Origin of the sequence: Pectobacterium peruviense (assembly GCF_003312355.2) — a bacterium.
Classification (GTDB): Bacteria; Pseudomonadota; Gammaproteobacteria; order Enterobacterales; family Enterobacteriaceae; genus Pectobacterium; species Pectobacterium peruviense.
Genome location: NZ_CP161826.1, coordinates 3793087 through 3814480, shown reverse-complemented (window position 1 = coordinate 3814480; position 21394 = coordinate 3793087). Strand labels below are relative to the sequence as shown.

The window sequence follows — 21394 nt, the reverse complement described above, 5'->3', positions numbered from 1 at the left end:
TAGAAAACATGTGGCACAAAAAACAAAAAAGCACCCGTTAAGGTGCTTTATCGTTTACTTCTTAAAAGATAGTTTTAGTTGGTTGCGGGAGCCGGATTTGAACCGACGACCTTCGGGTTATGAGCCCGACGAGCTACCAGGCTGCTCCATCCCGCGTCCGTAATAACTAATCTTCACTGCTTTGATGGACGATTCACATCAATTGGTTGCGGGAGCCGGATTTGAACCGACGACCTTCGGGTTATGAGCCCGACGAGCTACCAGGCTGCTCCATCCCGCGTCCGTACTGACTTATCTTTACTGCTTTTGATGGACGACTCACATCAATTGGTTGCGGGAGCCGGATTTGAACCGACGACCTTCGGGTTATGAGCCCGACGAGCTACCAGGCTGCTCCATCCCGCGTCCGTGGATGCGCACTATACTCTCCGCGAACATTGATGCAACCTATTTCTGTAAAAAACGCTGTATTTGGCTGTTAGGTGATTGATTTACCGCCGGATGGATTGTTTTGTGAACGTAATGGGGGTGATTTACCGAAAATGGCTTCTTGCGATACCGCGTACCGAACCGTTCTTCCTTACCTCATTGATTTATGCGCTGTCCCATTCCTTTCTCGATAGGCGTTTGTTATCGTTCGACGGTAAATTTTTGATGTAAAAAGCGAGCGCAAAAGATGAAGGGACGGTGGGGAAAATATGTGCTGACCGCAGTGGTCATTGCCATTCTGGCGGGGTGCCAATCCAGGCCAACCGATCGCGGGCAGCAATATAAAGATGGTCACCTCAACCAGCCTCTGGAATTGGTGAATGAGCCTAATGCCAAAGGAAAGCCTGTCAACGCGCGGGATTTCATCACTCAGGTTTCGGAAATTCGGTCCGCGTCACCGAATCTCTATACGCGCAATAATACGATTTTTCAGGCGATTGAAAACTGGATGATGTCAGGGGCGGATACCCGCGAACTGAGCAAATTTGGTCTGAACGCCTGGCAGATGGAAGGTGTTGATAACTTTGGTAACGTGCAGTTCACGGGTTACTACACGCCAGTATTGCAGGCGCGGCATACCCGTCAGGGGGAATTCCGCCATCCTTTATATGCCATGCCGTCAAAGGGTAAAAATAACCGCCGTCTACCGGATCGTGCCGGAATTTATTCAGGCGCGTTGGATGAGCGACTGGTTCTCGCCTGGACCAACTCGCTGGTTGATAACTTCATGATGGAAGTGCAGGGCAGCGCCTATATTGATTTTGGCGATGGACGCCCGCTGACGTTCTTTGGCTACGCAGGCAAAAATGGTCATGCCTACCGCAGTATTGGCAAAGTGCTGATCGATCGTGGTGAAGTGGCGCGTGAGGATATGTCCATGCAGGCGATTCGCAAATGGGCGGAGGAGCACACCGAATATGAAGTGCGTGAACTGTTTGAACAGAATCCTTCTTTTGTCTTCTTTAAGCCGATGATGTCTGCGCCTGTGAAAGGGGCTAGCGCCGTGCCGCTGGTGGCGAAAGCTTCCGTCGCCTCTGACCGCTCGCTGATTCCAGCAGGGACTGCCCTGTTAATGGAAGTGCCGCTATTGGATAACGTTGGCAAATTCACTGGCAAGTATGAGATGCGGCTAATGATTGCGCTGGATGTCGGTGGGGCAATTAAAGGCCAACACTTCGATATGTATCAGGGCATTGGGCCAGATGCAGGGCACTCGGCGGGTTTTTATAATCACTATGGACGAGTCTGGGTGTTGAAGAACGGACAAAGCAGTACGGCGAACGGCTCAGACTCGCTGTTAGTCAGTAATCCGCAGTAGCTATTCCTTTCGTTTGATATCTCAGAAGTGGCTCTTATTTACGCCACTTCTGAGAGTAAATCCTCGCGTACTACACGCTAATCCCGAGAAGATAATCAGCTTTTAAAGCCGTATTTGCTGCTCAGTCCTAATTCGTTCACGATGCGAACGCCGGAATCCAACGCTTCGCCCTGTAATCCTCTCAGTGGACGGCGCAGGCTGCCTGCCGGTAAACCTACCGCCTTCATCAATGATTTCACCGCCACCGGGTTGATTGCCGAATAGGTGTAATGCAGCAGCGGCAGCAAATGCTGATAGGCTTTACGGAAACGTTCTGCATCCTCGCCGTTTTTCCACGGGCGAGAAATTTCGGCCAGTTCTGCTGGCGCAATATTGCCTGTCATGTTGGCTGTTCCATGGCCTCCCAACGACATTGTTGGTACCACTAAACCCAGATTGGGCGAGTCGCAGCACATCACCGAAACATCAGGATTCCCCGCCAGAACTTGTGCGACCTGACCCACGCGAGTCGTGGACTCTTTATGAATAACGTAGTTCGGGTGTTTGAAAATACGCAGCAGCGACGTCCAGTGCAGATCCGTTTTCACGCGTGGTGGGTTGTTATAGATCCCTAGTGGCAAATCGGTCGCGTCTGCAATTTCCAGAAAGTAGCTTTCGATATCGCTTTCGCTGGCGCAGATATAAGCCGGTGCGGCGATAATGGCACCGTCGGCGCCGCTGTCATGCGCATAGCGAACATAGTCAATGGTGGTATCGGTATTGTTACCGGTGCAGCCGTAGAACAGCTTCATTTTACTGGTGCTGTATTGTGCGGTACGGCGGATGATCGCTTTTCTCTCGTCGGGGGACAGCATGGAAACTTCCCCCGTTGATCCCATAATCAAAACGGCGGCCGTGCCGTTGTCTTCCTGGAATTTTAATAACGCCTCAAATGCGCCGAAATCCACGCTACCATCGTCATTAAAAGGTGTGATGAGGGCAACAAATGACCCTTCAATTTTTTCTCTGCTCATGTTTGTTTCCTGTTGGCGTATGCGTATTACGGATAAATAAAGATCGGAACTACTGCTCGCGATAAGTGTGTATTTATGAGGCCTCAGTCAGTGGTGCGGCGATAAAGCCTGCCTCGACAAAACGTAATAGATGCGACAGCACGCGATCGTCATCGCGGTTGTCACATAGCCCTTTGGAGAGCAACGCCAGACGACCAGAACGCGGATCGGCGTCGGTTAATACGTGCATGGCAGCACCACGGGCAAATTCATAGCGCCAGATCACCTCTGCGCGCGATAACGCTGGCAGCGCATGTGTAAAGGCATCGATAAAACGGTGGGCGACCTGATCGAACTGCGCCGAAAGCAGGGCGGTGACTTCCAGACCCGGCGTCGCGCGTAGGTGCTGTAATAGTCGAACGACAATACGTCCGCCATCGGGCGTGCGGGCCGTTTTAACCAGCGGGCGCAATAGTGCATCCAGCAGCGCGGCAACGGGCAGAACACCACCCTGATTGGCTTTTTCCACCTCATCCAGCAGACGCGTTCTTTCGTCATTTAACGGGCCAAGAACATGGTCCAGAACGGCACGCAGCAATCCTTCTTTCGAGCCAAAGTAATAATTCACTGACGCCACATTCACGTTGGTGGCTTCGGTAATTTCACGAATCGTCGTGAGTTCACTTCCTTTGCTGGCGAAGATCGTGATGGCCTCACGCAGGATGCGCTGTTTAATGTCTGCCTCTTTTTCTTTGCTTTGCGCTTTAGTTTTCAATAACTCCATCATGATTCATCCTTTTTGTTCTTGCGCGACGCCGTGTGCACTGCCGCCATGCGTTGTTATGTTTAGATCGTGGGACAATGAGCTGTCGTTCTCGCTATCCTCGGCTATTGATAACCCCAACTCCTGATAAACCAAGGTCGCCCAATAGCGGATCCCTAATGGGATCAGTGCATCATTAAAGTCGTAGTGAGGGGTATGCAGGTGGTGCACGCTGGCCGCACCTTTGTCGCTGTTTCCTAGCATCATGAACGCGCCGGGACGCTGCTCCAGCATGTAGGCAAAGTCTTCTGCGCCGAGCAGCGGCGTCATGGCGGTTTCAACCTGCTCGAGTCCGACCACCTGCGCAGCGGCGTTAACGGCTAACTGCGTGGCGTGTGTATCATTAACCAGCGCGGGATATTGATGTTCATAGTGCACATCGGCCGTCGCACCAAAGCCCTGCGCAGTGCTGTGTGCCAGTTCTCGTAGACGTGTTTCCAGCAGGCGGCGAACGCTCGGCGAGTAGCTCCGTCCGGTTCCTTTAAGGATGACGCTGTCAGGGATAACGTTCGGGGCATGGATATCGCCGCCCTGAATATGCCCAATGCTGAGCACCGCTGCGTCCATTGCGGGGACGTTGCGACTGACGATCGTTTGCAGGCTCAGCATAAATTGCGCGGCAGGCAGCGTTGGATCGATAGAAAGGTGGACGCCTGAACCGCCGTGTCCGCCCGTGCCGTGAAACGTGACCTGCCAGGTGTCGCTGGCTGCCAGCATCGGGCCGCTGCGAATCGCGAACTTACCGACTTCGATACCGGGCTTGTTGTGAAGGCCAAATAGTCGATGGCAGGGGAACGTGGTCAGCAGGCCGTCATTTAGCATGGCAAGCCCGCCGCCCAATCCTTCCTCTGCCGGTTGGAAAATAAAGTGCACGGTGCCAGCGAAATCGGGGTGCAGAGACAAATAGCGTGCGGCACCCAGTAGCATGGTGGTGTGCCCATCATGTCCACAGGCGTGCATTTTCCCTGCGTGTACCGAGGCATAAGGCAGATCGGTTTTTTCACTTATATACAGCGCATCCATATCTGCCCGCAGGCCGATGCTGTCTTCACCGGGGTAGCGGCCGCGTAAGGTGGCGACCACGCCCGTTCCACCGATGCCGGTGGTGACGGAAAGTCCCCATGTTGTCAGCTTTTCCGCTACCAGTTGTGCGGTAGCAAACTCTTCGAAGCCGATTTCTGGGTGCTGATGAATATGCTGACGAATCGCTATCAGCTCAGGTAAAAAATCCTGAATGACCGATTCCATAACCGTTTGGTCAATAACGGTCGATGTGCTCGCTTTGTGTTCACTGTGCTTATCCATGCGCTTGCCTGCTCATCTGCTGTGTAGACACAGGCGCTTCGCGCTGCCCGCCGCCGGGGACGGCATCGATCAGTTTGCGGGTATACGGATGCTGTGGCTGATGCCAGATGCTGTGGTGATCGCCACTTTCCACACAGCGCCCGTTTTGCATGACCATGACTCGGTCGGCGATATAACGTACCACCGCCAGATCGTGGGAAATAAACAGCAGCGACAGGCCCATTTCGTTTTTTAACTCCACCAGCAGATTGAGAATTTGTGCCTGAATAGAGACATCGAGTGCGGACACTGGCTCGTCGCAAATCACCAGTGAAGGGCGTACGACCAGCGCACGAGCAATGCCGATACGCTGGCGCTGTCCGCCGGAAAACTCATGAGGATAGCGATTCAGGCTGCTTTGCGGCAGACCGACGCGCTCGATGATAGTGTTGATCGCCTGCTGTCGCTGCGAACGATCGCCAAGGCCATGCACAATCAGCGGCGTTTCAAGAATATGCTGAATGCTGTGGCGTGGATTCAGTGAGGCATAGGGATCCTGAAAGATCATCTGTACCCGCTGACGTAACGCTTTCAGCCGAGATTCTTTTAGCGTGGTGATGTCTTGCCCGTCAAAAACGATCTGTCCGTGTGAAGGTGGTAACAAACGTAGAATGGTTTTGGACAAGGTTGATTTACCACAGCCGGATTCGCCCACCAGACCCAGCGTTTCTCCAGGTAAAATCGTCAGTGACACATCGTCAACCGCCAGCACCTTGCCCTGCGGTGTTGAATAGTGGGTCTGAATATTTTGCAGTGAGAGCAGCGGCTGCTGGTTCGTATCGGTGGCTCGGTGAATCAAGCTGGGCGGCGTCAGCAGCGTAAAACTGGAGTCGTCGTTCGTCGCCGCATGATGGATTTCCGCCAGCCGATGGGTACGGTAATGTCTGTCCTGATCCATATGCAGCGATGTCGCCAACAGCCCGCGCGTGTAGCTGTGTTTGGGGAAAACGTTATGCTTGGATGACTGAAACAGGTCAGATGCCTGTGCTTCTTCTACTTTTTGCCCGGCATACATCACCGCCACGCGGTCGGCCCATTGCGCAACCAGCCCAAGATCGTGAGTAATCAGCAGCAGGCTCATCGAGAATTCACGTCGCAGATTATCCAGCAGCGCCAGAATTTGTGCCTGAATGGTGACATCCAGCGCGGTGGTTGGTTCATCGGCAATCAGCAAGCGCGGGCGGCATGCCACTGCCATGGCGATCATGACGCGCTGACGCTGACCGCCAGACAGGTTATGTGGATAGTCATCCACTCGTCTGGCTGGCTCAGGGATCTTGACCAGATCCAGCAGCTCGATAGCACGAGTCCGTGCCTGTGCGGGCGTTAGCGCTTCATGTAACCGCAGCGTTTCACTAATCTGCTGCCCGATAGAGAGCACGGGATTGAGCGACGTCATCGGTTCCTGAAAAATCATCGACAGCGCATTGCCACGCAGTTGGCGCATCTTGCGATCCGGCAGGGTAAGTAAGTCGTGTCCGTCAAACAGAATGCGGCCGCTGATTTTGCCCGGCTCGGCGACCAGTCGCATCAGGGACAGCGCCGTCGCGGATTTACCGCAGCCGGATTCACCGACCAGCGCCAGCGTTTCTCCGGCATTAATCGTCAGGTTTAGCCCTCGAACGGCTTGGTGGCCGGGAAAGTCGACGCGTAAATCTTGAATATCGACCAGCGGCTTCATGCGCTTCTCCCCCGTAAACGTGGATTCAGGGCATCGTTCAACGCGTCGCCAACCAGATTCAGTGACAGTACGGTTAAGACTAGCGCAGTGCCGGGTAGGGCGGTAAGAAACCAGGCGGTACGCAGCGATTCGCGGCCTGCGCCGATCATGCTGCCCCAGCTCACGCGGTTCGGATCGCCAAAGCCTAAGAAGGATAAGGCGGACTCAATCAAAATGGCCGAGGCGACCATGACCGACGTGGTGACGATGATCGACGGCAGTGCATTCGGCAGCATTTCCTGAAAGATGATACGCAGGCTGGAAAATCCCTGACTGCGTGCGGCTAACACAAAATCGCTTTCACGCAGCGAGCGAAACTCGGCTCGTACCAGACGTGCAATCGTTGGCCATGCGGCAATACCGATGGCCAGAGAAATCAGCGTAACCGAAGGGGAACCGATGGCGACCAGCACCACGACCAGCAAAAAGGTCGGGAAGGTCTGGAACAGTTCGGTGATGTGAACCAGCAGGTCATCCACCCGACCGCCAAAATAGCCGGCCAGCGCACCGACGACGGTGCCAATTAACAGGCTGACCATCACGGCTGAGAAGCCGATTTGCAAGGAAACCTGTGAGCCGTGGACGATGCCAGCAGCGACATCCCGGCCCATTGAATCGGTTCCGAATGGGAAATCAGGGTTTTCGCCCGGCCACAAGAAAGGCTGAGCGACCATATCCAGCGGATCGCCGGGATACAGTAACGGCGCAAACACCGCCATCAGAAATACCGTAATCAGCAACAGCAGGCCTGCCATCCCCGCGGGATTACGGATAAAGGCACGCACCTCCGGTGACAGGCGAAACGATGTTTTTAACGGACGAGTCGCCGCTGAGCTAACAACGCCATCTGCTGCCGCTTTCTTCGGCGCGAGGTTTTCAGGAGAAAGGTTATTCATATCAGCGAGCCTTAATTCGGGGATCGAGCCAGGATTGCAGTAAGTCCACCAGCACGTTAGCCAAAATGACTAAGAAAGCGGAAAGCAGCAGGACACCCAGCAAGACGTTGAAGTCACGTGCCATCACCGCTTCCAGCGCGAGACGACCCAGTCCCGGCCAGCTAAAGACCGTCTCTACCACGGCCGCGCCGCCCAGCAGATTGCCGAAGTGCATACCCGCAACGGTAGTAATTGGCAGCAGCGCACAGCGCAGAATGTGTCTGACGGTGACCCACAGCGGCGATAGCCCTTTGGCATGCGCGGTGCGCACGAAATCCTGCTGGGCTATTTCCAGCATGGCCGCTCGGGTCAGGCGGGCATAAATGGCAATGAAAAAGCTGCTCAGCGCCAGTACCGGGAGAATGGCATGCTGCAACATATCCTTGAAATACGCCCAGCCAGTCAGGTTTGCACCTATGGTGATGTTGCCGCCGCTTGGCAGCCAATCAAGATGAACGGAAAACAGAATCAGCGTCATCAGGCCGATCCAAAATCCCGGTGTGGAATAGAGCAGCAGCGCGATCAGAGAAAGCAGGCGATCGGGCCATTTACCTGCCCACACCGCCATTATCGCTCCCAGCGTGATACCGATAACGATGGCAAATACCTGTGACAGCAGCATCAGGAACAGGGTGCCCGGTAGCCGTGACAGGATCAGGTCCATCACCGGTGCGTTGTAGCGGGGAGAAAAGCCGAGGCTGAACTGTGCCAAGTTACCCAAATAAACCGAGAGCTGTTGCAGTATGGGCTGATCGAGACCGAATTGGGCGCGCAGGTGTGCCATGGTCGCTTCGGTCGCATTGCCTGATTCGCCAGCCAGCACATCAACGGCGTCTCCCGGCACCAACTGCAACAGGAAAAACACCAGAATGATAATGCCAATCGCCGTTGGCAGCGCATGAAGCAGGGTACGCCACAGTACGCGCCCGATTCGTTCTACTTTATTCATCACATACCTTCATGAGAGTTCCCCTGCCCGCGCAGGGGAATGCTGTATTACGATTACTGATCCACCCACACGTCGGCCAGGCTGCCGTTAACGCCCTGAATATCCGTCACGACGTTATGCACGCGTTTGTTGTAAATGGTCTGGCGCTTAATCTGGAGCAGGTTCAAATCAGGAATATCCGTGGCGATGATGCGTTGGAACTGTTTGTACAATTCCACACGTTTTTCAGGATCGGTTTCCACCGAGGCCTGCTCAAGCAGACGGTCGACTTCTGGGTTGCTGTAATGTGAGCCGTTGCCGAAAGGCACGCCCGGTTGATAGGTTTTTGACCAGTACAGGCGCTGCACGCCTACCGCTGGATCGAACAGGTTTGAAATAGAGCCGTTGTTGAAATCAAAGTCGCGGTCGGTATAAACACGCTTAACGAAGGTGGCGAAATCCTGAGAGCGAATGGTGACGTCAATACCGACTTTAGCCAGCGACGATTTGAGATACTCTGCTACGCGTTTGAAGCTGTCACCATAGGGCATGAAGTCATGTACCAGCTTGAAGCGGATGCCGTTTGCCTGACGTGGGAAGCCCGCTTCGTCCAGCAGCTGGTTCGCTTTGGCAATATCGAAACCATAAGGTGACGGCGTCGTATCATGGAACTGCGCCAGCTCCGGCGTAATCGGTGTTGGAGAGCTTACCGCATAGCCGTACCACACCACATTTTTCAAGACATCAATGTTGATGCTGTGTGCAATGGCCTGGCGAACCTTCAGGTTCTTCAGATAAGGGTTATCCAGATTGAATTCGATGCGGGTTTGCGTCGGGCTGTAACCATAGCCAGCGGTTTCAATGCCCAGCTTGGGGTTTTTCTTGATGCGTTCAATTTCACTCAGCGGAACAGGAGAGTCGCTTCCCAGATCCAATGCGCCGGTTTCAAGCGCAATTGTGCGAGTGGCGGCATCGGGGATGATCTTCACCACCAGTTTATCGACGTATGGCTTAGGGCTGTCCCAGTAGTTCGGATTACGTTCATAAAGGATATGGCTGCCACGCACCCATTCCTTGAACACAAACGGACCAGTACCAATCGGCGCGGTATTGTGAGGGTTAGACAGAATGTCTGTACCTTCGTATAAGTGCTTCGGCACGATAGGTGCTTCGTTGGCGGAGAACGCGCTCAGCAGATAAGGTGCGGGTTTTGACAGCTCCAGGATCGCGGTATACGGATCGGGTGTCTTCACTTCGGTGACGTTGGCAAACGTGCCCTGACCGCGTGAATTGTATTTTTTGACGGTCAGAATGGAAAACGCGACATCCGCAGACGTGAAGTCTTGCCCGTCATGCCATTTCACGCCTTTACGCAGGTGGAACGTATATTGTTTACCGTCCGGGCTAACCGACCAACTGGTCGCAAGCTGCGGGGTTGGCTTCATATCGAAATCGTAATTCAACAGCCCTTCAATCACCTTGGCGTTGATCTTCATCACCGCGCCGCTGGTGCTAACCAGACTGGTTAAGACCGGCGGCTCAGGCTCGGCCAAAAAATTCAGCGTGCCGCCACGCTTGGGCGTCAACGTTTCCGCCTGTGTGGCAAGCCCGAAGAGCGAAGATGTCAGAATCAGCGCTGACAAGAAGAAATTTTTTTTCATATTTCCCATCCGTATGCAGAGGGCATAGGTGTGCTCCCCGCTGTTATTTTTTAATAGCGTGTTTTGAATGATGTGTTTGGGGTGACAACGCACTTTTCTCTGAAGAAGAGAAATGAGGTCAACATCGGGGCAGTAATGAAATAACGTCATTACTGTTGCTGTGTGGCGTAATGGTTTTCATGCTGCGTTCCTGGTTTGAATAACGAACAAAGAATAAAACTGCCTGAATTTTAAGGCGGGTCACTTAAGCCTCATTTTAGGAGAAACACGGGGATGAGATTCCCGCAGGGATAGCTCGCCCCGTGGTCACTCCGTGTATCTCGGTTCTTAAACGATCGGCCTTATCCTGAACCACCTCTTTATTTTCTGGTTAAACCCTAGCCCAACATGTGTTTTAAACGAACGTTTAAATATGGATAACTAATGCCAAATTATGCATAAGTTATTCACTCTTCTTGCTGTTGGGGACGTGGATAATTCAGGTTATTATCCATCCTGCTAATTATTTATCCTGAGGTTGTCATGGCGATTAAACGTTATCCACATCTTGCGCATTGGGGCGCGTTTACCGCTGTGGTTGAAGACGGTAGGCTGATTCGATGTGAGCCGTTTTCGGGCGATCCAGCCCCTTCCGGCATGCTCGATTCCATCGTGCCGCTGGTGTATTCCGATCGACGTATCCGTCGGCCTTCGGTGCGCCGTTCCTGGCTACAGAAGCGGGAAAACAGCGATAAAACGCTGCGTGGCCGAGAGGATTTTGTTGAGGTGGATTGGGACGTGGCGCTCGACCTGGTCGCACAGGAAAATCGCCGTATTCGCGATCGCTATGGTGCGGATGGCCTTTTTGCCGGTTCTTACGGCTGGTCGTCGGCTGGACGTTATCACCATGCGCGTTCTCAGGTGCGCCGCTTCTATTTCTCCGGCGGTGGCGCGGTCGACCAACAGGGGAATTACAGCTGGGGTGCTGCACAGTTCTTCCTGCCTTATGTGATCGGCACCTTCCACCCGCTGACGGGCAAGGTGACTGAATGGCGCAGCGTCGCCGAACATTGTGATATTTTCCTCGCGTTTGGTGGGCTGGCGTTAAGAAATTCGCAGATAGCCTCCGGCGGTGCCGGGCACCATACGCTGAAGCCTGCACTGGAAGCGCTGGTGGAGAAAGGGATTCCCGTTATTAACATCAGCCCGATGCGCGACGATTGCCCTGAGTTTGTGAATGCCGAGTGGATTCCTATCCGCCCGAATACCGATGTCGCCCTGATGTTGGCGCTAGGCTATGAGATTCAGCGTTTGGGCGCTGACGATAAGGACTTCCTGCAACGCTACTGCGTCGGTTATGAGCAACTGAGTGACTATTTGCACGGTCGTGGTGACGGCGTGGTGAAAACGCCTGAATGGGCCAGCGATATCACGGGCATCCCCGCCGAGCGGATCCGGCGTTTGGCGCAGCAACTGATTGGTGTGCGCAGCTTTATTACCTGTTCTTACTCGGTGCAGCGCGCGCACCGTGGCGAACAGCCGTACTGGATGATGATCGCGCTGTCTTCCATGCTGGGGCAGGTGGGGCTACCGGGCGGTGGCTTCTCCTTCGGCCATGGTTCGATGAACAGCGTCGGTAACGAACGGATTTCAACGCCTGCACCGGCTTCGCCGTCTACCCCGAACGCAGGACGGGCGATCCCCGTGGCGCGTATCGCCGATATGCTACTGCATCCGGGAACGCCTTATACCTTTCAGGGTGAAACGCACACTTACCCCGATGTTCATCTCATTCACTGGGCGGGCGGTAATCCGTTCCACCATCACCAGCAGTTGAACCGTCTGGTGGACGGCTGGCACAAGCCGGATACGGTGATTGTGCAGGATATCGTCTGGACACCCGCGGCGCAGATGGCTGACATCGTGCTGCCTGTCACCACCACGCTGGAGCGTAATGATATCGGCGGATCGTCCCGCGATCGCTTTATCTTTGCCATGCATCAGGCGATTGCGCCGCAACATCAGGCGCGTAACGACGTGGATATCTTCAGCGAACTGGCGGAGCGTCTGGGCTATAAAGACACGTTCACGCAGAACCGCAGTGAGCAGCAGTGGCTGGAACATCTTTATGACGAGTGTCGAGCAAAGCAGCGAGATTTTGCTGACAGCTGGCCGTCATTTGAGGATTTCTGGCAGCAGGGTCATGTAGAAATCCCGATGGATGAAAAGCCGTTTGTATTCTTTGAGGATTTCCGCCGCGATCCGCAGCAACATGCCTTGAGTACGCCAAGCGGTAAGATCGAATTGTTCAGCTCTGCCATCGCCAGCTATGGCTATGCCGATTTTGCGCCGCATCCTGAGTGGCAGCCTCCCGTTGAATGGCTGGGAGCCAAAAGCACGGAAGAATGGCCGCTGCACTTTATTTCCATTCAGCCATCTGACCGCTTACACAGCCAACTGGCGGCTACGCCGCAGGTTGCCGCGAATAAGACCGCAGGAAAAGAGACGCTGTACATGCATCCGCAGGACGCTGCTGCACGGGATATTATCGACCGTTCACAGGTGGAAGTCAGAAATGCGCGTGGTCGTATTCTGGCTGGCGTACAGATTACCGACGGCGTAAAGCCGGGCGTCGTGATCATGTCCACCGGTGCCTGGTTTGAGCCCGGCTTCGGCCAGAAAACGTGGCATCCGGTTGAACAATCAGGAAATGCGAATGTACTGACGCTGGATATTGGCACGTCGCCGCTGACGCAGGGGCCGAACGCCATGAGCTGTCTGGTGGATGTCGTGCGGGTTTAGCGTTATTCTGAGCCGCTTTTATTTTCCTGTGATTTTGTTTTCGTAAGGTTGGTTGAATGAATACGCAATTATCCGAAGCCTATTTGCAACGCTTCGGCGGCACCGCGCGGTTATATGGTCAACAGGCGCTGGCGCTGTTTTCTCAGGCTCACGTTTGCGTGATTGGCATCGGTGGCGTCGGTTCCTGGGCGGCTGAGGCGCTGGCACGTACTGGCATCGGCGCGATCACGCTGATCGATATGGATGATGTGTGTGTCAGTAATACCAACCGCCAGATTCATGCATTGCGTCAACATACCGGACAGTCGAAGACGGAAGTGATGGCGGAACGTATTCTGGCGATCAACCCAGAATGCAACGTCACCTGCGTGGATGATTTCATCAGCGCGGAAAACGTGGCCGAGTTTCTCGACCAAAACTTTAGCTATGTGATTGATGCCATCGATAGCGTGCGCCCAAAAGCTGCGCTGTTGTCATACTGCCGCCGCTATAAGATCCCGGTGGTGACAACTGGCGGCGCGGGTGGGCAAATTGATCCGACTCGAATTGAGGTCGTCGATCTAGCCAAAACGATTCAGGATCCGTTGGCCGCCAAGCTGCGTGAACGGCTGAAGAACGATTTTAACGTGGTGAAAAACAGCAAAGGAAAACTGGGTATCGACTGTGTATTTTCCAGCGAACCGCTGGTTTATCCGCAGCCTGACGGTTCCGTCTGTGCGTCTCGCAGTACGGCTGATGGGGTGATGCGTATGGATTGCGCGTCAGGCTTTGGCGCGGCGACGATGGTCACCGCAAGCTTTGGGTTTGTTGCGGTATCTCATGCGCTGAAGAAAATGATAGCGAAAATGGAGCGAGCGTCTGCGGTGCAGAAATAGCATCGCGTAATTTGCTATTTGCTTGCTGCTTCTTGCTCGGCAATGTCCTTGATTCTGGCGGCTAACGCAGCCAGACCGCTTGAACGTGAAGCGCTGAGCTGAGCACGTAGCCCCAGCGTATCGAACAGTGCCAGCGGATCCTGCTGTAACAGCGCTTCTGGCGTTTTTTCCTCAGCGGCGGTTAGCAGTATCGCCAGTAATCCCCGCACGATGCGCCCGTCGCTATCACCGTAAAAATGTAGCCTGCCGTCTTCCTGACGTTGGTAACCTAGCCAGACGCGATTTTCACAGCCGGATAATGAAATATCTTCGGTTTTTAGTGCATCGGGAAGCGCTGGTAGCGTCTTTGCCAGCAAAATGAGCTGTCGATAGCGATCTTCCCATGCCCGGCAATTATCAAATCGTGCCAGCAGATCGGCAACGGTGATGGGGTGGCCAAAAGGATGTGTGTTGTCGGTTGTCTCGGTCATAGTCCGTGGTCGATCAATAGGTTGTGGGCGACAATAGTGTGTAGTTGATTATCGTTTGTAGCGTTGATTAGTCACTCAGTAATTCAAGTGCATTGCCCATCGCGGCGATCAGTGCAGCAACATCTTGCTGGTTATTATACGGGGCAAACGAGGCACGGATCGTGCCACTGATGCCGAGTGCGTCCATTAGCGGCTGCGCACAGTGGTGTCCGGCACGCAGTGCGATGCCGCTTTCGGCTAATAGCGTAATCAGATCGCTGTGGTGTACATCGGCAATGTCAAAGGACAGCACGCTGGAATGTGGGCTACGGAAACTACGAAAGCCGGGAAACTGTGCCAGATGCTTCTCGGCAAGCTGCGCCAACTGTTGACTGTGCTGCTCTGCGGCGTGCCAATCCAGTGTGGTCAGCCAGTCTACCGCCGCAGACAGGCCAAGCACACCGGCAATATGTGGCGTTCCCGCTTCAAACCGCTGTGGAATCGCCTGCGGTTTGAAGCCGTCAAAGGAAACCTGCGTCATCATTTTCCCGCCGCCTTGCCACGGCATCATGCTTTCCAGCAATGCGGTTTTGCCATAGAGCACGCCAATCCCGGTGGGCGCATAAAGCTTGTGCCCGGAAAATGCGTAGAAATCGATATCCAGCGCCTGTACATCCGGTGGGCAATGAACGATGCCCTGCGCGCCATCAACCATCACCACCGCGCCATAGCGGTGAGCCAGCGTAATCGCACGCGCTAGGTCGGGTAAACCACCCGTCACGTTTGACATCTGACCTAGTGCCAGCAGGCGCGTTTTTGGCGTGATCAACGTGGCTAGCAGTTTAATATCCGGTAAGAAGTCCGCACCTATCGGTAACTTCACCACGCTTGCGCCAGTTTGCTGCGCCACCATCAGCCACGGGATGAGGTTAGCGTGATGCTCCGCTTCGCTAACGATGATCTCATCGCCCGGTTGAAGGCGAGGGCGGGCATAGCTCTGCGCGACCAGATTGATCGCTTCCGTCGTGCCTCTGGTCCAGACAATTGAACGCGGATCGTCTGCATGAAGTAAGGCGGCGACTTGCTCACGAGCACCTTCAAAACGCTGGGTTAGCGCCTGTGCGCCTCGATGCTGACTGCGGTGCACCGTGCCACTCTCGCTGCAATAGAACTGCTGAACAGCATCAATGACGGACTGCGGTTTCAGCGCGGTCGCGGCGCTATCAAGATATACCGTCGAGTGCTGGAGTGCGGGGAACTGTTGGCGAAAAGTTGCAGGGTTAAACGGTGTCATGAGCATCCTCTTATAGAGGATAGATCCTGTCCCATTTTGTCGAGAGAGACAAGTTTAGGACTATGCCTAATGCGATTTTATGGAAAAAAAAGCAATTATTGCTACGCTTTAAAGTGTTAATTTTCAGGATTTCCTGATGCAGAAGGTTAACTATAAGACATTTAAATTCATCGAGGGTTAACTATGAAGAATAAAATTTCTATCTTTGCCGCCATCGTGATGGCGTTTTCTCTGGCAGCCTGTTCGAGTAATTACGTCATGCATACGAATGACGGGCGTACCATCGTGGCTGAGGGGAAACCGAAGGTTGATGATGAGACGGGTATGATCAGCTATACCGATGCTTACGGTCAGCAGCAGCAAATTAATCGTGATAATGTGAAAGAAATGGCGAAAGGAAAATAGCGCCGTTTGCCTGTTATCACACACTGCCTGTTAATCTGCGCCAGACTTACCTAGACTGTCATGCGTTCAGGCACGAAATCGTAAGCAAAAAAAAGCACCGCAATTTGCGGTGCTACATAAAAAATCACTTTGGACAGACAGGGTAAATGTACAGGAAGTGAATAGGGTAGACTCGCTACCACATCTGCAAAAGGCAGACAAACAAATAGCAAACACAACATCACAACCACAAGCCAAAAGCACCTCAGGTCACCCCTCCGCACTTTTCGTTCCGGCCCAGGAAGTTGCGCTAATATAGGTATTTGCTGGTACATCCTCAACGGACAAATTATAATGCCTCGGATTACAAAAACTAATATATGTACCCGTCATCTTTTTCTTGCAGAGAGTCTGGCTGTTACCGCTGGTGTTAATCGCGTAGCCAGCTAATTGGCTGGCGATCTTTCCCGTTGTTGCCTTTCTGCATCTTAAGATTTAATGGGGACGAATGTGCCTGATAAATCGCTGATTTAGCGCAAACAAAAAGATTTCATTCATGTCAAAACGTCTACCTCCGCTCAACGCATTGCGCGTTTTTGATGCGGCGGCTCGCCATTTAAGTTTTACCAAAGCGGCAGAAGAGCTGTTTGTCACGCAGGCTGCTGTCAGCCACCAGATTAAATCACTGGAAGATTTTCTGGGGCTGAAATTATTCCGCCGTCGTAATCGTTCCCTGTTACTGACCGAAGAGGGGCAGAGTTACTATCTTGATATCAAAGAGATCTTCTCATCACTGAATGACGCGACGCGTAAGCTGCAATCTCGTAGCGCGAAAGGCGCATTAACGGTGAGCCTGCTGCCCAGCTTTGCTATTCATTGGCTGGTGCCGCGTCTTTCGAGCTTTAACTCCGACTATCCGGGGATTGATGTTCGTATTCAGGCGGTGGATCGTGACGAAGATCGTCTGGCCGATGATGTGGATGTCGCTATCTTCTATGGTCGAGGAAACTGGCCGGGATTGCGGGTGGAAAAGTTGTACGCCGAGTATCTTCTGCCAGTTTGTTCACCCGTGTTGCTGACGGGGAATCATCCGTTGAAAACGCCAGACGATTTGGTCGCGCACACGCTGCTGCACGATGCGTCGCGCCGTGATTGGTTGTCCTATACTCGCCAGCTTGGCGTGCAGATTAACGTGCAGCAGGGGCCGATTTTCAGCCACAGCGCGATGGTATTGCAGGCGGCGATTCACGGGCAGGGCGTGGCACTGGCGAATAATGTGATGGCACAAACGGAGCTCGAAGCTGGGCGACTGGTGTGTCCGTTTAACGATGTGCTGGTCAGCCGGAATGCTTTTTATCTGGTATGTCATGACAGTCAGGCAGAACTGGGTAAAATAGCCGCCTTTCGTCATTGGATTCTGGCGCGGGCGGCCAGCGAGCAGGAAAAGTTTCGCTTCCGCTATGACAACGGTACACGCTGAAATTACATCGTCGGCCGTTGAAGATTGACTGACCGAATCACTCACGTAGGTAACTACGTATCAGGCTGATGACAGACCTATTTGCCGAACGAAAACGACGGCCTTTGTCAGCAACCTTGTTTACAGGTAATAACGTACAGGTAATAACGATGAATAGTCGTTTCATGTTGGTATTTGCCGCTATTAGTGGTTTTACTTTTGTCGCGCTAGGCGCGTTTGGTTCCCACGTTCTTAGCAAAACGCTAGGTGCAACGGAACTGGGCTGGTTAAAAACCGGCCTTGAATATCAAGCATTTCATACGCTCGCGATTCTGGCGCTGGCGGTTGCGATGCAACAGCGAACTAATCTGTGGTTTTACTGGAGCAGCGTTTTTCTGGCGTTGGGAACGGTACTCTTCAGCGGAAGTTTGTACTGTCTGGCGCTTTCTCACCTGAAACTGTGGGTTTATGTGACGCCGATTGGCGGAGCCTGTTTTCTGGTGGGATGGATATTAATGTTGATTGGCGCACTGCGTCTGAAGAGAAAGGCTGAACGCCATGAATAGAGTCATTTTGTATTGTCGCCCTGGGTTTGAGAAAGAGTGTGCGGCGGAAATAACGGAAAAAGCTACGCATCACAATGCTTTTGGCTTCGCGCGAGTAAAAGAAAACAGTGGCTACGTCGTGTTTGAATGCTACCAGCATGAAGATGCCGAACGTCTGGTGAAAACGCTGCCGTTCCATGAGCTGATTTTTGCCCGCCAGATGTTTGTTAGCGGTGAACTGTTGCGCGACCTGCCGCAGGAAGACCGGATCACGCCGATCGTGGGTATGCTGACTGGTGCGATTGAACGTGCTGGGGAGCTGCGCGTTGAAGTGCCTGACACCAATGAAAGCAAAGAGCTGATGAAGTTCTGTCGCAAATTCACCGTGCCGCTGCGCGCGGCGTTGCGTGAACATAAAATTCTGCTGGGCTATGAAAAAGCGGATCGACCCGTGCTGCATGTGCTGTTTATTGCGCCTGGCTGCTGCTATGTCGGTTACTCCTATAGCAATAACAACTCACCGTTTTATATGGGTATCCCACGCCTCAAGTTCCCTTCTGATGCACCAAGCCGTTCGACGCTGAAACTTGAAGAAGCGTTTCACGTTTTCGTTCCTGCGGATGAGTGGGATGAGCGTCTGGGCAGCGGCATGTACGCAGTGGATTTGGGCGCTTGCCCCGGCGGCTGGACTTATCAGTTGGTCAAACGCAGCATGATGGTTTATGCGGTAGACAACGGGCCAATGGCACCCAGCCTGATGGACACTGGGCAGGTGATGCACCATCAAGCGGATGGTTTCCGCTTCGAACCACCGCGCAACAATGTGTATTGGCTGGTGTGCGACATGGTAGAAAAACCCGCTAAAGTCACAAGCCTGATGAGTGATTGGCTGATTAAAGGCTGGTGTCGTGAAACGATATTCAACCTGAAATTGCCGATGAAGAAGCGCTATGAAGAAGTGTCACAGAATCTGGCTATGCTGCGTGAACGCCTGAGTGAAAATGGTATTCATGCCGAGGTGCATGCCAAGCATTTGTACCATGACCGTGGAGAAGTCACTGTGCATGTGCGTCGTTTCTGGAGCGCGGTACCTGGCCGTCGCGACGAGCGATAGTATTGTGCTGATGCGTATCTGGTGTCATTCAGGTACGCAACCGTATTAATCCTGCTGCGAGTAAGAATGCGGCTGAGCGCTACTCTGCACGGGTAGCCTCAACTGTTGCAGATTGCCATTAAGCGTTAAATCGGTACGCAGCGTGGCAACCTGACGGCTGATCAGTGCCATTTCTTTATGTTGCTCCAACTTCTTGCGCCACTTCTCTGGCACCGCATCTACTTGCTGGTACAACGCTTCCAGACTTCCTGCCTGTTGCAAGAGCTGTGCGGCACTTTTAGGGCCGATACCCGCAACGCCTGGGATCTTGCTGCTGCTAATGCCTGCCAGCCCCCAGTAGTCAGTTAACTGCTGCGGTGAAACGCCAAATTCCTGTTCGATAAACGGCAGATCGAGCCAGCGCTTCTGAAAGTAATCCCTGATCTGAATGTGTGGTGCCAATAACTGGCAGTACCCTTTATCAGTCGACACAATCGTTGCCTGATGACCCGCTGAGGACAGCTTGGTGGCCAGTGTGGCAGCCAGGTCGTCGGCTTCATTACCGGGGCTATGCCAGCTTTCTACGCCAACGGCGGCAAACGCCGCTTTAATCTGCGAGAGCTCCTGCTTCAGATTATCCGGCATCGGCGTGCGTCCTGCCTTGTAGTCCGGCAAGAGTTGGTGACGCCAACTGGTATCGCGATCTTCATCATCAAAGACGGCTACCGCGTGTGTAGGCTGGCTGTGCTGTATCAACTGATGCAGCGCATGTTGGCATGCGGTGATACAGGGCGAACCTTGTACCGCGTGAATACGACGTATCAGATTGAGCGCGTCGACAATCAGCAAATGGACGGGCATCGCATCATTCCTGTCGTGCTATCCGTGAGTAAAGGGGGAAGCTAGGCTTCCCCACGTAGGTGTTGGTTGAGCGAGCGGTTATGAGCAGATTTCGTAGCAGGGAATATAGGCGCTGCCGGGCAGCTTCATACGCTGCTGTGCGACAAAGCCTTGTAACAGCGTATCCATGCTTTTCATCATCTGCGGGTCGCCATGAATTTTGTACGGCCCACGCTGTTCTATTGCCTGAATACCGACTTCCTTCACATTACCAGCCACGATGCCAGAAAATGCCCGGCGCAGCGCGGCAGCAAGCTCTTCAGCTGGCTGATTCGGATGCAGGTTAAGATCGGCCATATTTTCATGGCTCGGCTCGAAGGGTAGTTGCAGATCCGGTGCGATGCGCAGTGACCAGTTAAAGCTATAGGCATCGCCTGTGTGGCGGCGGCTCTCTTTCACCAGTGGCATCGCTTTCTTCATCTGACGGGCGACTTCTGCGGCGTCATTAATGATGATCGAGTAGTAACGGCGCGCCTGACGGCCTAGTGTGCCAACAATGAACTCGTCCAACACGCTGAAATAGTCTGCGCTTTCTTCCGGTCCGGTTAGGATAATTGGCAGCACCTGTTCGCTGTTTTCCGGATTCATCATAATGCCCAGCAGATAGAGGAACTCTTCTGCCGTTCCGACCCCGCCAGGGAAGATAATGATGCCATGCCCGATACGGACAAAGGCTTCAAGACGCTTTTCGATATCCGGCATGATGATCAGTTCATTGACCAGCGGGTTCGGTGGCTCTGCGGCAATGATGGACGGTTCGGTCATGCCAATGAAGCGTCCCTCTTTGTAGCGCTGCTGCGCGTGGCCGACGGCAGCGCCTTTCATTGGTGCTTCCATCGCGCCTGGGCCACAGCCCGTGCAGATATTCAGTTCACGCAGGCCGAGTTGGCTACCCACCTTGCGGGCATACAGGTATTCGATTTCATTAATCGAGTGACCACCCCAACAGACCACCATATTCGGTTCTTCGCCGACGTGGAGCGCCTTGGCATTACGCAGGATCGAAAACACCAGATTGGTGATGTGAGCGGAATTTTCCAGATTCAGGTTCTGATAGCGACCCGCGCTGGCGATTTGGCCGTTAACGAACAGAATGTCGCGCAATACGGCGAACAGGTTAGCCTGCAAGGCTCGAATGATGTTGCCATCAACAAAGGCGTCTTCCGGCGGGTTCACCAGTTCCAGTTTGACGCCGCGTTCACGACGCAGCACGTTGATATCAAAGTCTTCATAACGAGACAGCAGCTCTTTGCTGTTATCTGTCTGGCTACCGGAATTCAGTACGGCGAGGGAACAGTTGCGAAACAAACGGTAGAGGTCGCTGCTGGCCGTGCTTTTCAGCATGTCGACTTCCAACTGCGATAACAAATCCATCGATCCCAATGGGCTGATATGTGTAATCAA

The 21394-nt window shown here is 53.4% G+C and carries 18 protein-coding genes and 3 tRNA genes; 7 read left to right on the top strand and 14 right to left on the bottom strand.

Annotation, left to right across the window (positions count from 1 at the left end; all coding sequences use genetic code 11):
- Positions 1 to 79 precede the first annotated feature (79 nt).
- The 3 genes from DUT67_RS17220 to DUT67_RS17210 form a co-directional block, all read right to left on the bottom strand.
- Positions 80 to 156 (bottom strand) — tRNA-Met (locus DUT67_RS17220).
- A 47-nt stretch (positions 157 to 203) separates the two neighbouring features.
- Positions 204 to 280 (bottom strand) — tRNA-Met (locus DUT67_RS17215).
- Between the two features lie 48 nt (positions 281 to 328).
- A tRNA-Met gene (locus DUT67_RS17210) sits at positions 329 to 405 on the bottom strand.
- 271 nt (positions 406 to 676) lie between these two features.
- Here DUT67_RS17210 and mltA point away from each other — a divergent pair.
- A complete protein-coding gene (gene mltA / locus DUT67_RS17205; RefSeq protein ID WP_113632054.1) occupies positions 677 to 1807 on the top strand; it encodes a murein transglycosylase A in 1131 nt (376 codons plus the stop codon).
- A gap of 95 nt (positions 1808 to 1902) precedes the next feature.
- On the opposite strand, the gene DUT67_RS17200 is transcribed toward mltA, so the two are convergent.
- The 7 genes from DUT67_RS17200 to DUT67_RS17170 form a co-directional block, all read right to left on the bottom strand.
- Positions 1903 to 2820, bottom strand: a complete 918-nt coding sequence (locus DUT67_RS17200; protein WP_113632053.1) for a 4-hydroxy-tetrahydrodipicolinate synthase — start codon at positions 2818 to 2820, stop codon at positions 1903 to 1905.
- A gap of 73 nt (positions 2821 to 2893) precedes the next feature.
- Entirely contained in the window at positions 2894 to 3586 is a 693-nt protein-coding gene (locus tag DUT67_RS17195; RefSeq protein WP_113632052.1) for a TetR/AcrR family transcriptional regulator, read from the bottom strand.
- Positions 3587 to 3589: 3 nt separating this feature from the next.
- On the bottom strand, positions 3590 to 4927 hold the full coding sequence (locus tag DUT67_RS17190) for a M20 aminoacylase family protein (protein ID WP_113632051.1): 1338 nt from the start codon (positions 4925 to 4927) through the stop codon (positions 3590 to 3592).
- On the bottom strand, positions 4920 to 6647 hold the full coding sequence (locus DUT67_RS17185) for an ABC transporter ATP-binding protein (protein ID WP_113627658.1): 1728 nt from the start codon (positions 6645 to 6647) through the stop codon (positions 4920 to 4922). The genes DUT67_RS17190 and DUT67_RS17185 overlap by 8 nt, the downstream gene beginning before the upstream one ends.
- Positions 6644 to 7582 (bottom strand): ABC transporter permease, encoded by a 939-nt coding sequence (locus DUT67_RS17180; protein WP_113627657.1) that lies wholly within the window; start codon positions 7580 to 7582, stop codon positions 6644 to 6646. The genes DUT67_RS17185 and DUT67_RS17180 overlap by 4 nt, the downstream gene beginning before the upstream one ends.
- 1 nt (position 7583) lies before the next feature.
- Positions 7584 to 8570, bottom strand: a complete 987-nt coding sequence (locus DUT67_RS17175) for an ABC transporter permease (protein ID WP_113627656.1) — start codon at positions 8568 to 8570, stop codon at positions 7584 to 7586.
- A 53-nt stretch (positions 8571 to 8623) separates the two neighbouring features.
- The gene (locus DUT67_RS17170) at positions 8624 to 10210 is read right to left on the bottom strand and encodes an ABC transporter substrate-binding protein (RefSeq protein ID WP_113627655.1); all 1587 of its coding nucleotides are present in this window, start codon (positions 10208 to 10210) and stop codon (positions 8624 to 8626) included.
- A gap of 522 nt (positions 10211 to 10732) precedes the next feature.
- Between DUT67_RS17170 and DUT67_RS17165 the strand changes: the two genes are divergently transcribed.
- On the top strand, positions 10733 to 12991 hold the full coding sequence (locus DUT67_RS17165; protein WP_113627654.1) for a molybdopterin-dependent oxidoreductase: 2259 nt from the start codon (positions 10733 to 10735) through the stop codon (positions 12989 to 12991).
- Between the two features lie 56 nt (positions 12992 to 13047).
- The gene (gene tcdA / locus DUT67_RS17160; protein ID WP_113627653.1) at positions 13048 to 13866 is read left to right on the top strand and encodes a tRNA cyclic N6-threonylcarbamoyladenosine(37) synthase TcdA; all 819 of its coding nucleotides are present in this window, start codon (positions 13048 to 13050) and stop codon (positions 13864 to 13866) included.
- 14 nt (positions 13867 to 13880) lie between these two features.
- Here tcdA and csdE read toward each other — a convergent pair whose 3' ends face one another.
- Together csdE and csdA are read right to left on the bottom strand one after the other, a co-directional pair.
- The gene (gene csdE / locus DUT67_RS17155) at positions 13881 to 14336 is read right to left on the bottom strand and encodes a cysteine desulfurase sulfur acceptor subunit CsdE (RefSeq protein ID WP_113627652.1); all 456 of its coding nucleotides are present in this window, start codon (positions 14334 to 14336) and stop codon (positions 13881 to 13883) included.
- Positions 14337 to 14403: 67 nt separating this feature from the next.
- Positions 14404 to 15609 carry a cysteine desulfurase CsdA gene (gene csdA / locus DUT67_RS17150; protein ID WP_113627651.1) on the bottom strand — a complete coding sequence of 402 codons (1206 nt, stop codon included), beginning with the start codon at positions 15607 to 15609 and terminating at the stop codon, positions 14404 to 14406.
- 183 nt (positions 15610 to 15792) lie between these two features.
- Between csdA and DUT67_RS17145 the strand changes: the two genes are divergently transcribed.
- The 4 genes from DUT67_RS17145 to rlmM all read left to right on the top strand — a co-directional run bounded on the left by DUT67_RS17145 (position 15793) and on the right by rlmM (position 19111).
- Positions 15793 to 16014, top strand: coding sequence for a YgdI/YgdR family lipoprotein (locus tag DUT67_RS17145; protein ID WP_005975888.1), 222 nt, complete (start codon positions 15793 to 15795; stop codon positions 16012 to 16014).
- Between the two features lie 535 nt (positions 16015 to 16549).
- Positions 16550 to 17473: a transcriptional regulator GcvA gene (locus tag DUT67_RS17140; protein ID WP_039301315.1), complete on the top strand. Its 924-nt coding sequence runs from the start codon at positions 16550 to 16552 to the stop codon at positions 17471 to 17473.
- Positions 17474 to 17622: 149 nt separating this feature from the next.
- On the top strand, positions 17623 to 18018 hold the full coding sequence (locus DUT67_RS17135) for a DUF423 domain-containing protein (protein ID WP_039301317.1): 396 nt from the start codon (positions 17623 to 17625) through the stop codon (positions 18016 to 18018).
- On the top strand, positions 18011 to 19111 hold the full coding sequence (gene rlmM / locus DUT67_RS17130; protein ID WP_113632050.1) for a 23S rRNA (cytidine(2498)-2'-O)-methyltransferase RlmM: 1101 nt from the start codon (positions 18011 to 18013) through the stop codon (positions 19109 to 19111). Before DUT67_RS17135 ends, rlmM begins: the two co-directional genes overlap by 8 nt.
- A 45-nt stretch (positions 19112 to 19156) precedes the next feature.
- Here rlmM and xni read toward each other — a convergent pair whose 3' ends face one another.
- Positions 19157 to 19951 carry a flap endonuclease Xni gene (gene xni, locus DUT67_RS17125; protein WP_113627649.1) on the bottom strand — a complete coding sequence of 265 codons (795 nt, stop codon included), beginning with the start codon at positions 19949 to 19951 and terminating at the stop codon, positions 19157 to 19159.
- A 78-nt stretch (positions 19952 to 20029) separates the two neighbouring features.
- A complete protein-coding gene (ppnN, locus tag DUT67_RS17120; RefSeq protein WP_113627648.1) occupies positions 20030 to 21394 on the bottom strand; it encodes a nucleotide 5'-monophosphate nucleosidase PpnN in 1365 nt (454 codons plus the stop codon).

Excerpts from the sequence above, each read along its gene's own strand:
- rlmM (WP_113632050.1), top strand. The coding sequence starts at position 18,011 with ATGAATAGAGTCATTTTGTATTGTCGCCCTGGGTTTGAGAAAGAGTGT.
- DUT67_RS17135 (WP_039301317.1), top strand. The coding sequence starts at position 17,623 with ATGAATAGTCGTTTCATGTTGGTATTTGCCGCTATTAGTGGTTTTACT.
- DUT67_RS17145 (WP_005975888.1), top strand. The coding sequence starts at position 15,793 with ATGAAGAATAAAATTTCTATCTTTGCCGCCATCGTGATGGCGTTTTCT.
- DUT67_RS17140 (WP_039301315.1), top strand. The coding sequence starts at position 16,550 with ATGTCAAAACGTCTACCTCCGCTCAACGCATTGCGCGTTTTTGATGCG.
- mltA (WP_113632054.1), top strand. The coding sequence starts at position 677 with ATGAAGGGACGGTGGGGAAAATATGTGCTGACCGCAGTGGTCATTGCC.
- DUT67_RS17170 (WP_113627655.1), bottom strand. The coding sequence starts at position 10,210 with ATGAAAAAAAATTTCTTCTTGTCAGCGCTGATTCTGACATCTTCGCTC.
- csdA (WP_113627651.1), bottom strand. The coding sequence starts at position 15,609 with ATGACACCGTTTAACCCTGCAACTTTTCGCCAACAGTTCCCCGCACTC.
- DUT67_RS17185 (WP_113627658.1), bottom strand. The coding sequence starts at position 6,647 with ATGAAGCCGCTGGTCGATATTCAAGATTTACGCGTCGACTTTCCCGGC.
- DUT67_RS17195 (WP_113632052.1), bottom strand. The coding sequence starts at position 3,586 with ATGATGGAGTTATTGAAAACTAAAGCGCAAAGCAAAGAAAAAGAGGCA.
- DUT67_RS17175 (WP_113627656.1), bottom strand. The coding sequence starts at position 8,570 with ATGAATAAAGTAGAACGAATCGGGCGCGTACTGTGGCGTACCCTGCTT.
- DUT67_RS17180 (WP_113627657.1), bottom strand. The coding sequence starts at position 7,582 with ATGAATAACCTTTCTCCTGAAAACCTCGCGCCGAAGAAAGCGGCAGCA.
- xni (WP_113627649.1), bottom strand. The coding sequence starts at position 19,951 with ATGCCCGTCCATTTGCTGATTGTCGACGCGCTCAATCTGATACGTCGT.
- csdE (WP_113627652.1), bottom strand. The coding sequence starts at position 14,336 with ATGACCGAGACAACCGACAACACACATCCTTTTGGCCACCCCATCACC.
- DUT67_RS17190 (WP_113632051.1), bottom strand. The coding sequence starts at position 4,927 with ATGGATAAGCACAGTGAACACAAAGCGAGCACATCGACCGTTATTGAC.
- tcdA (WP_113627653.1), top strand. The coding sequence starts at position 13,048 with ATGAATACGCAATTATCCGAAGCCTATTTGCAACGCTTCGGCGGCACC.
- DUT67_RS17165 (WP_113627654.1), top strand. The coding sequence starts at position 10,733 with ATGGCGATTAAACGTTATCCACATCTTGCGCATTGGGGCGCGTTTACC.
- DUT67_RS17200 (WP_113632053.1), bottom strand. The coding sequence starts at position 2,820 with ATGAGCAGAGAAAAAATTGAAGGGTCATTTGTTGCCCTCATCACACCT.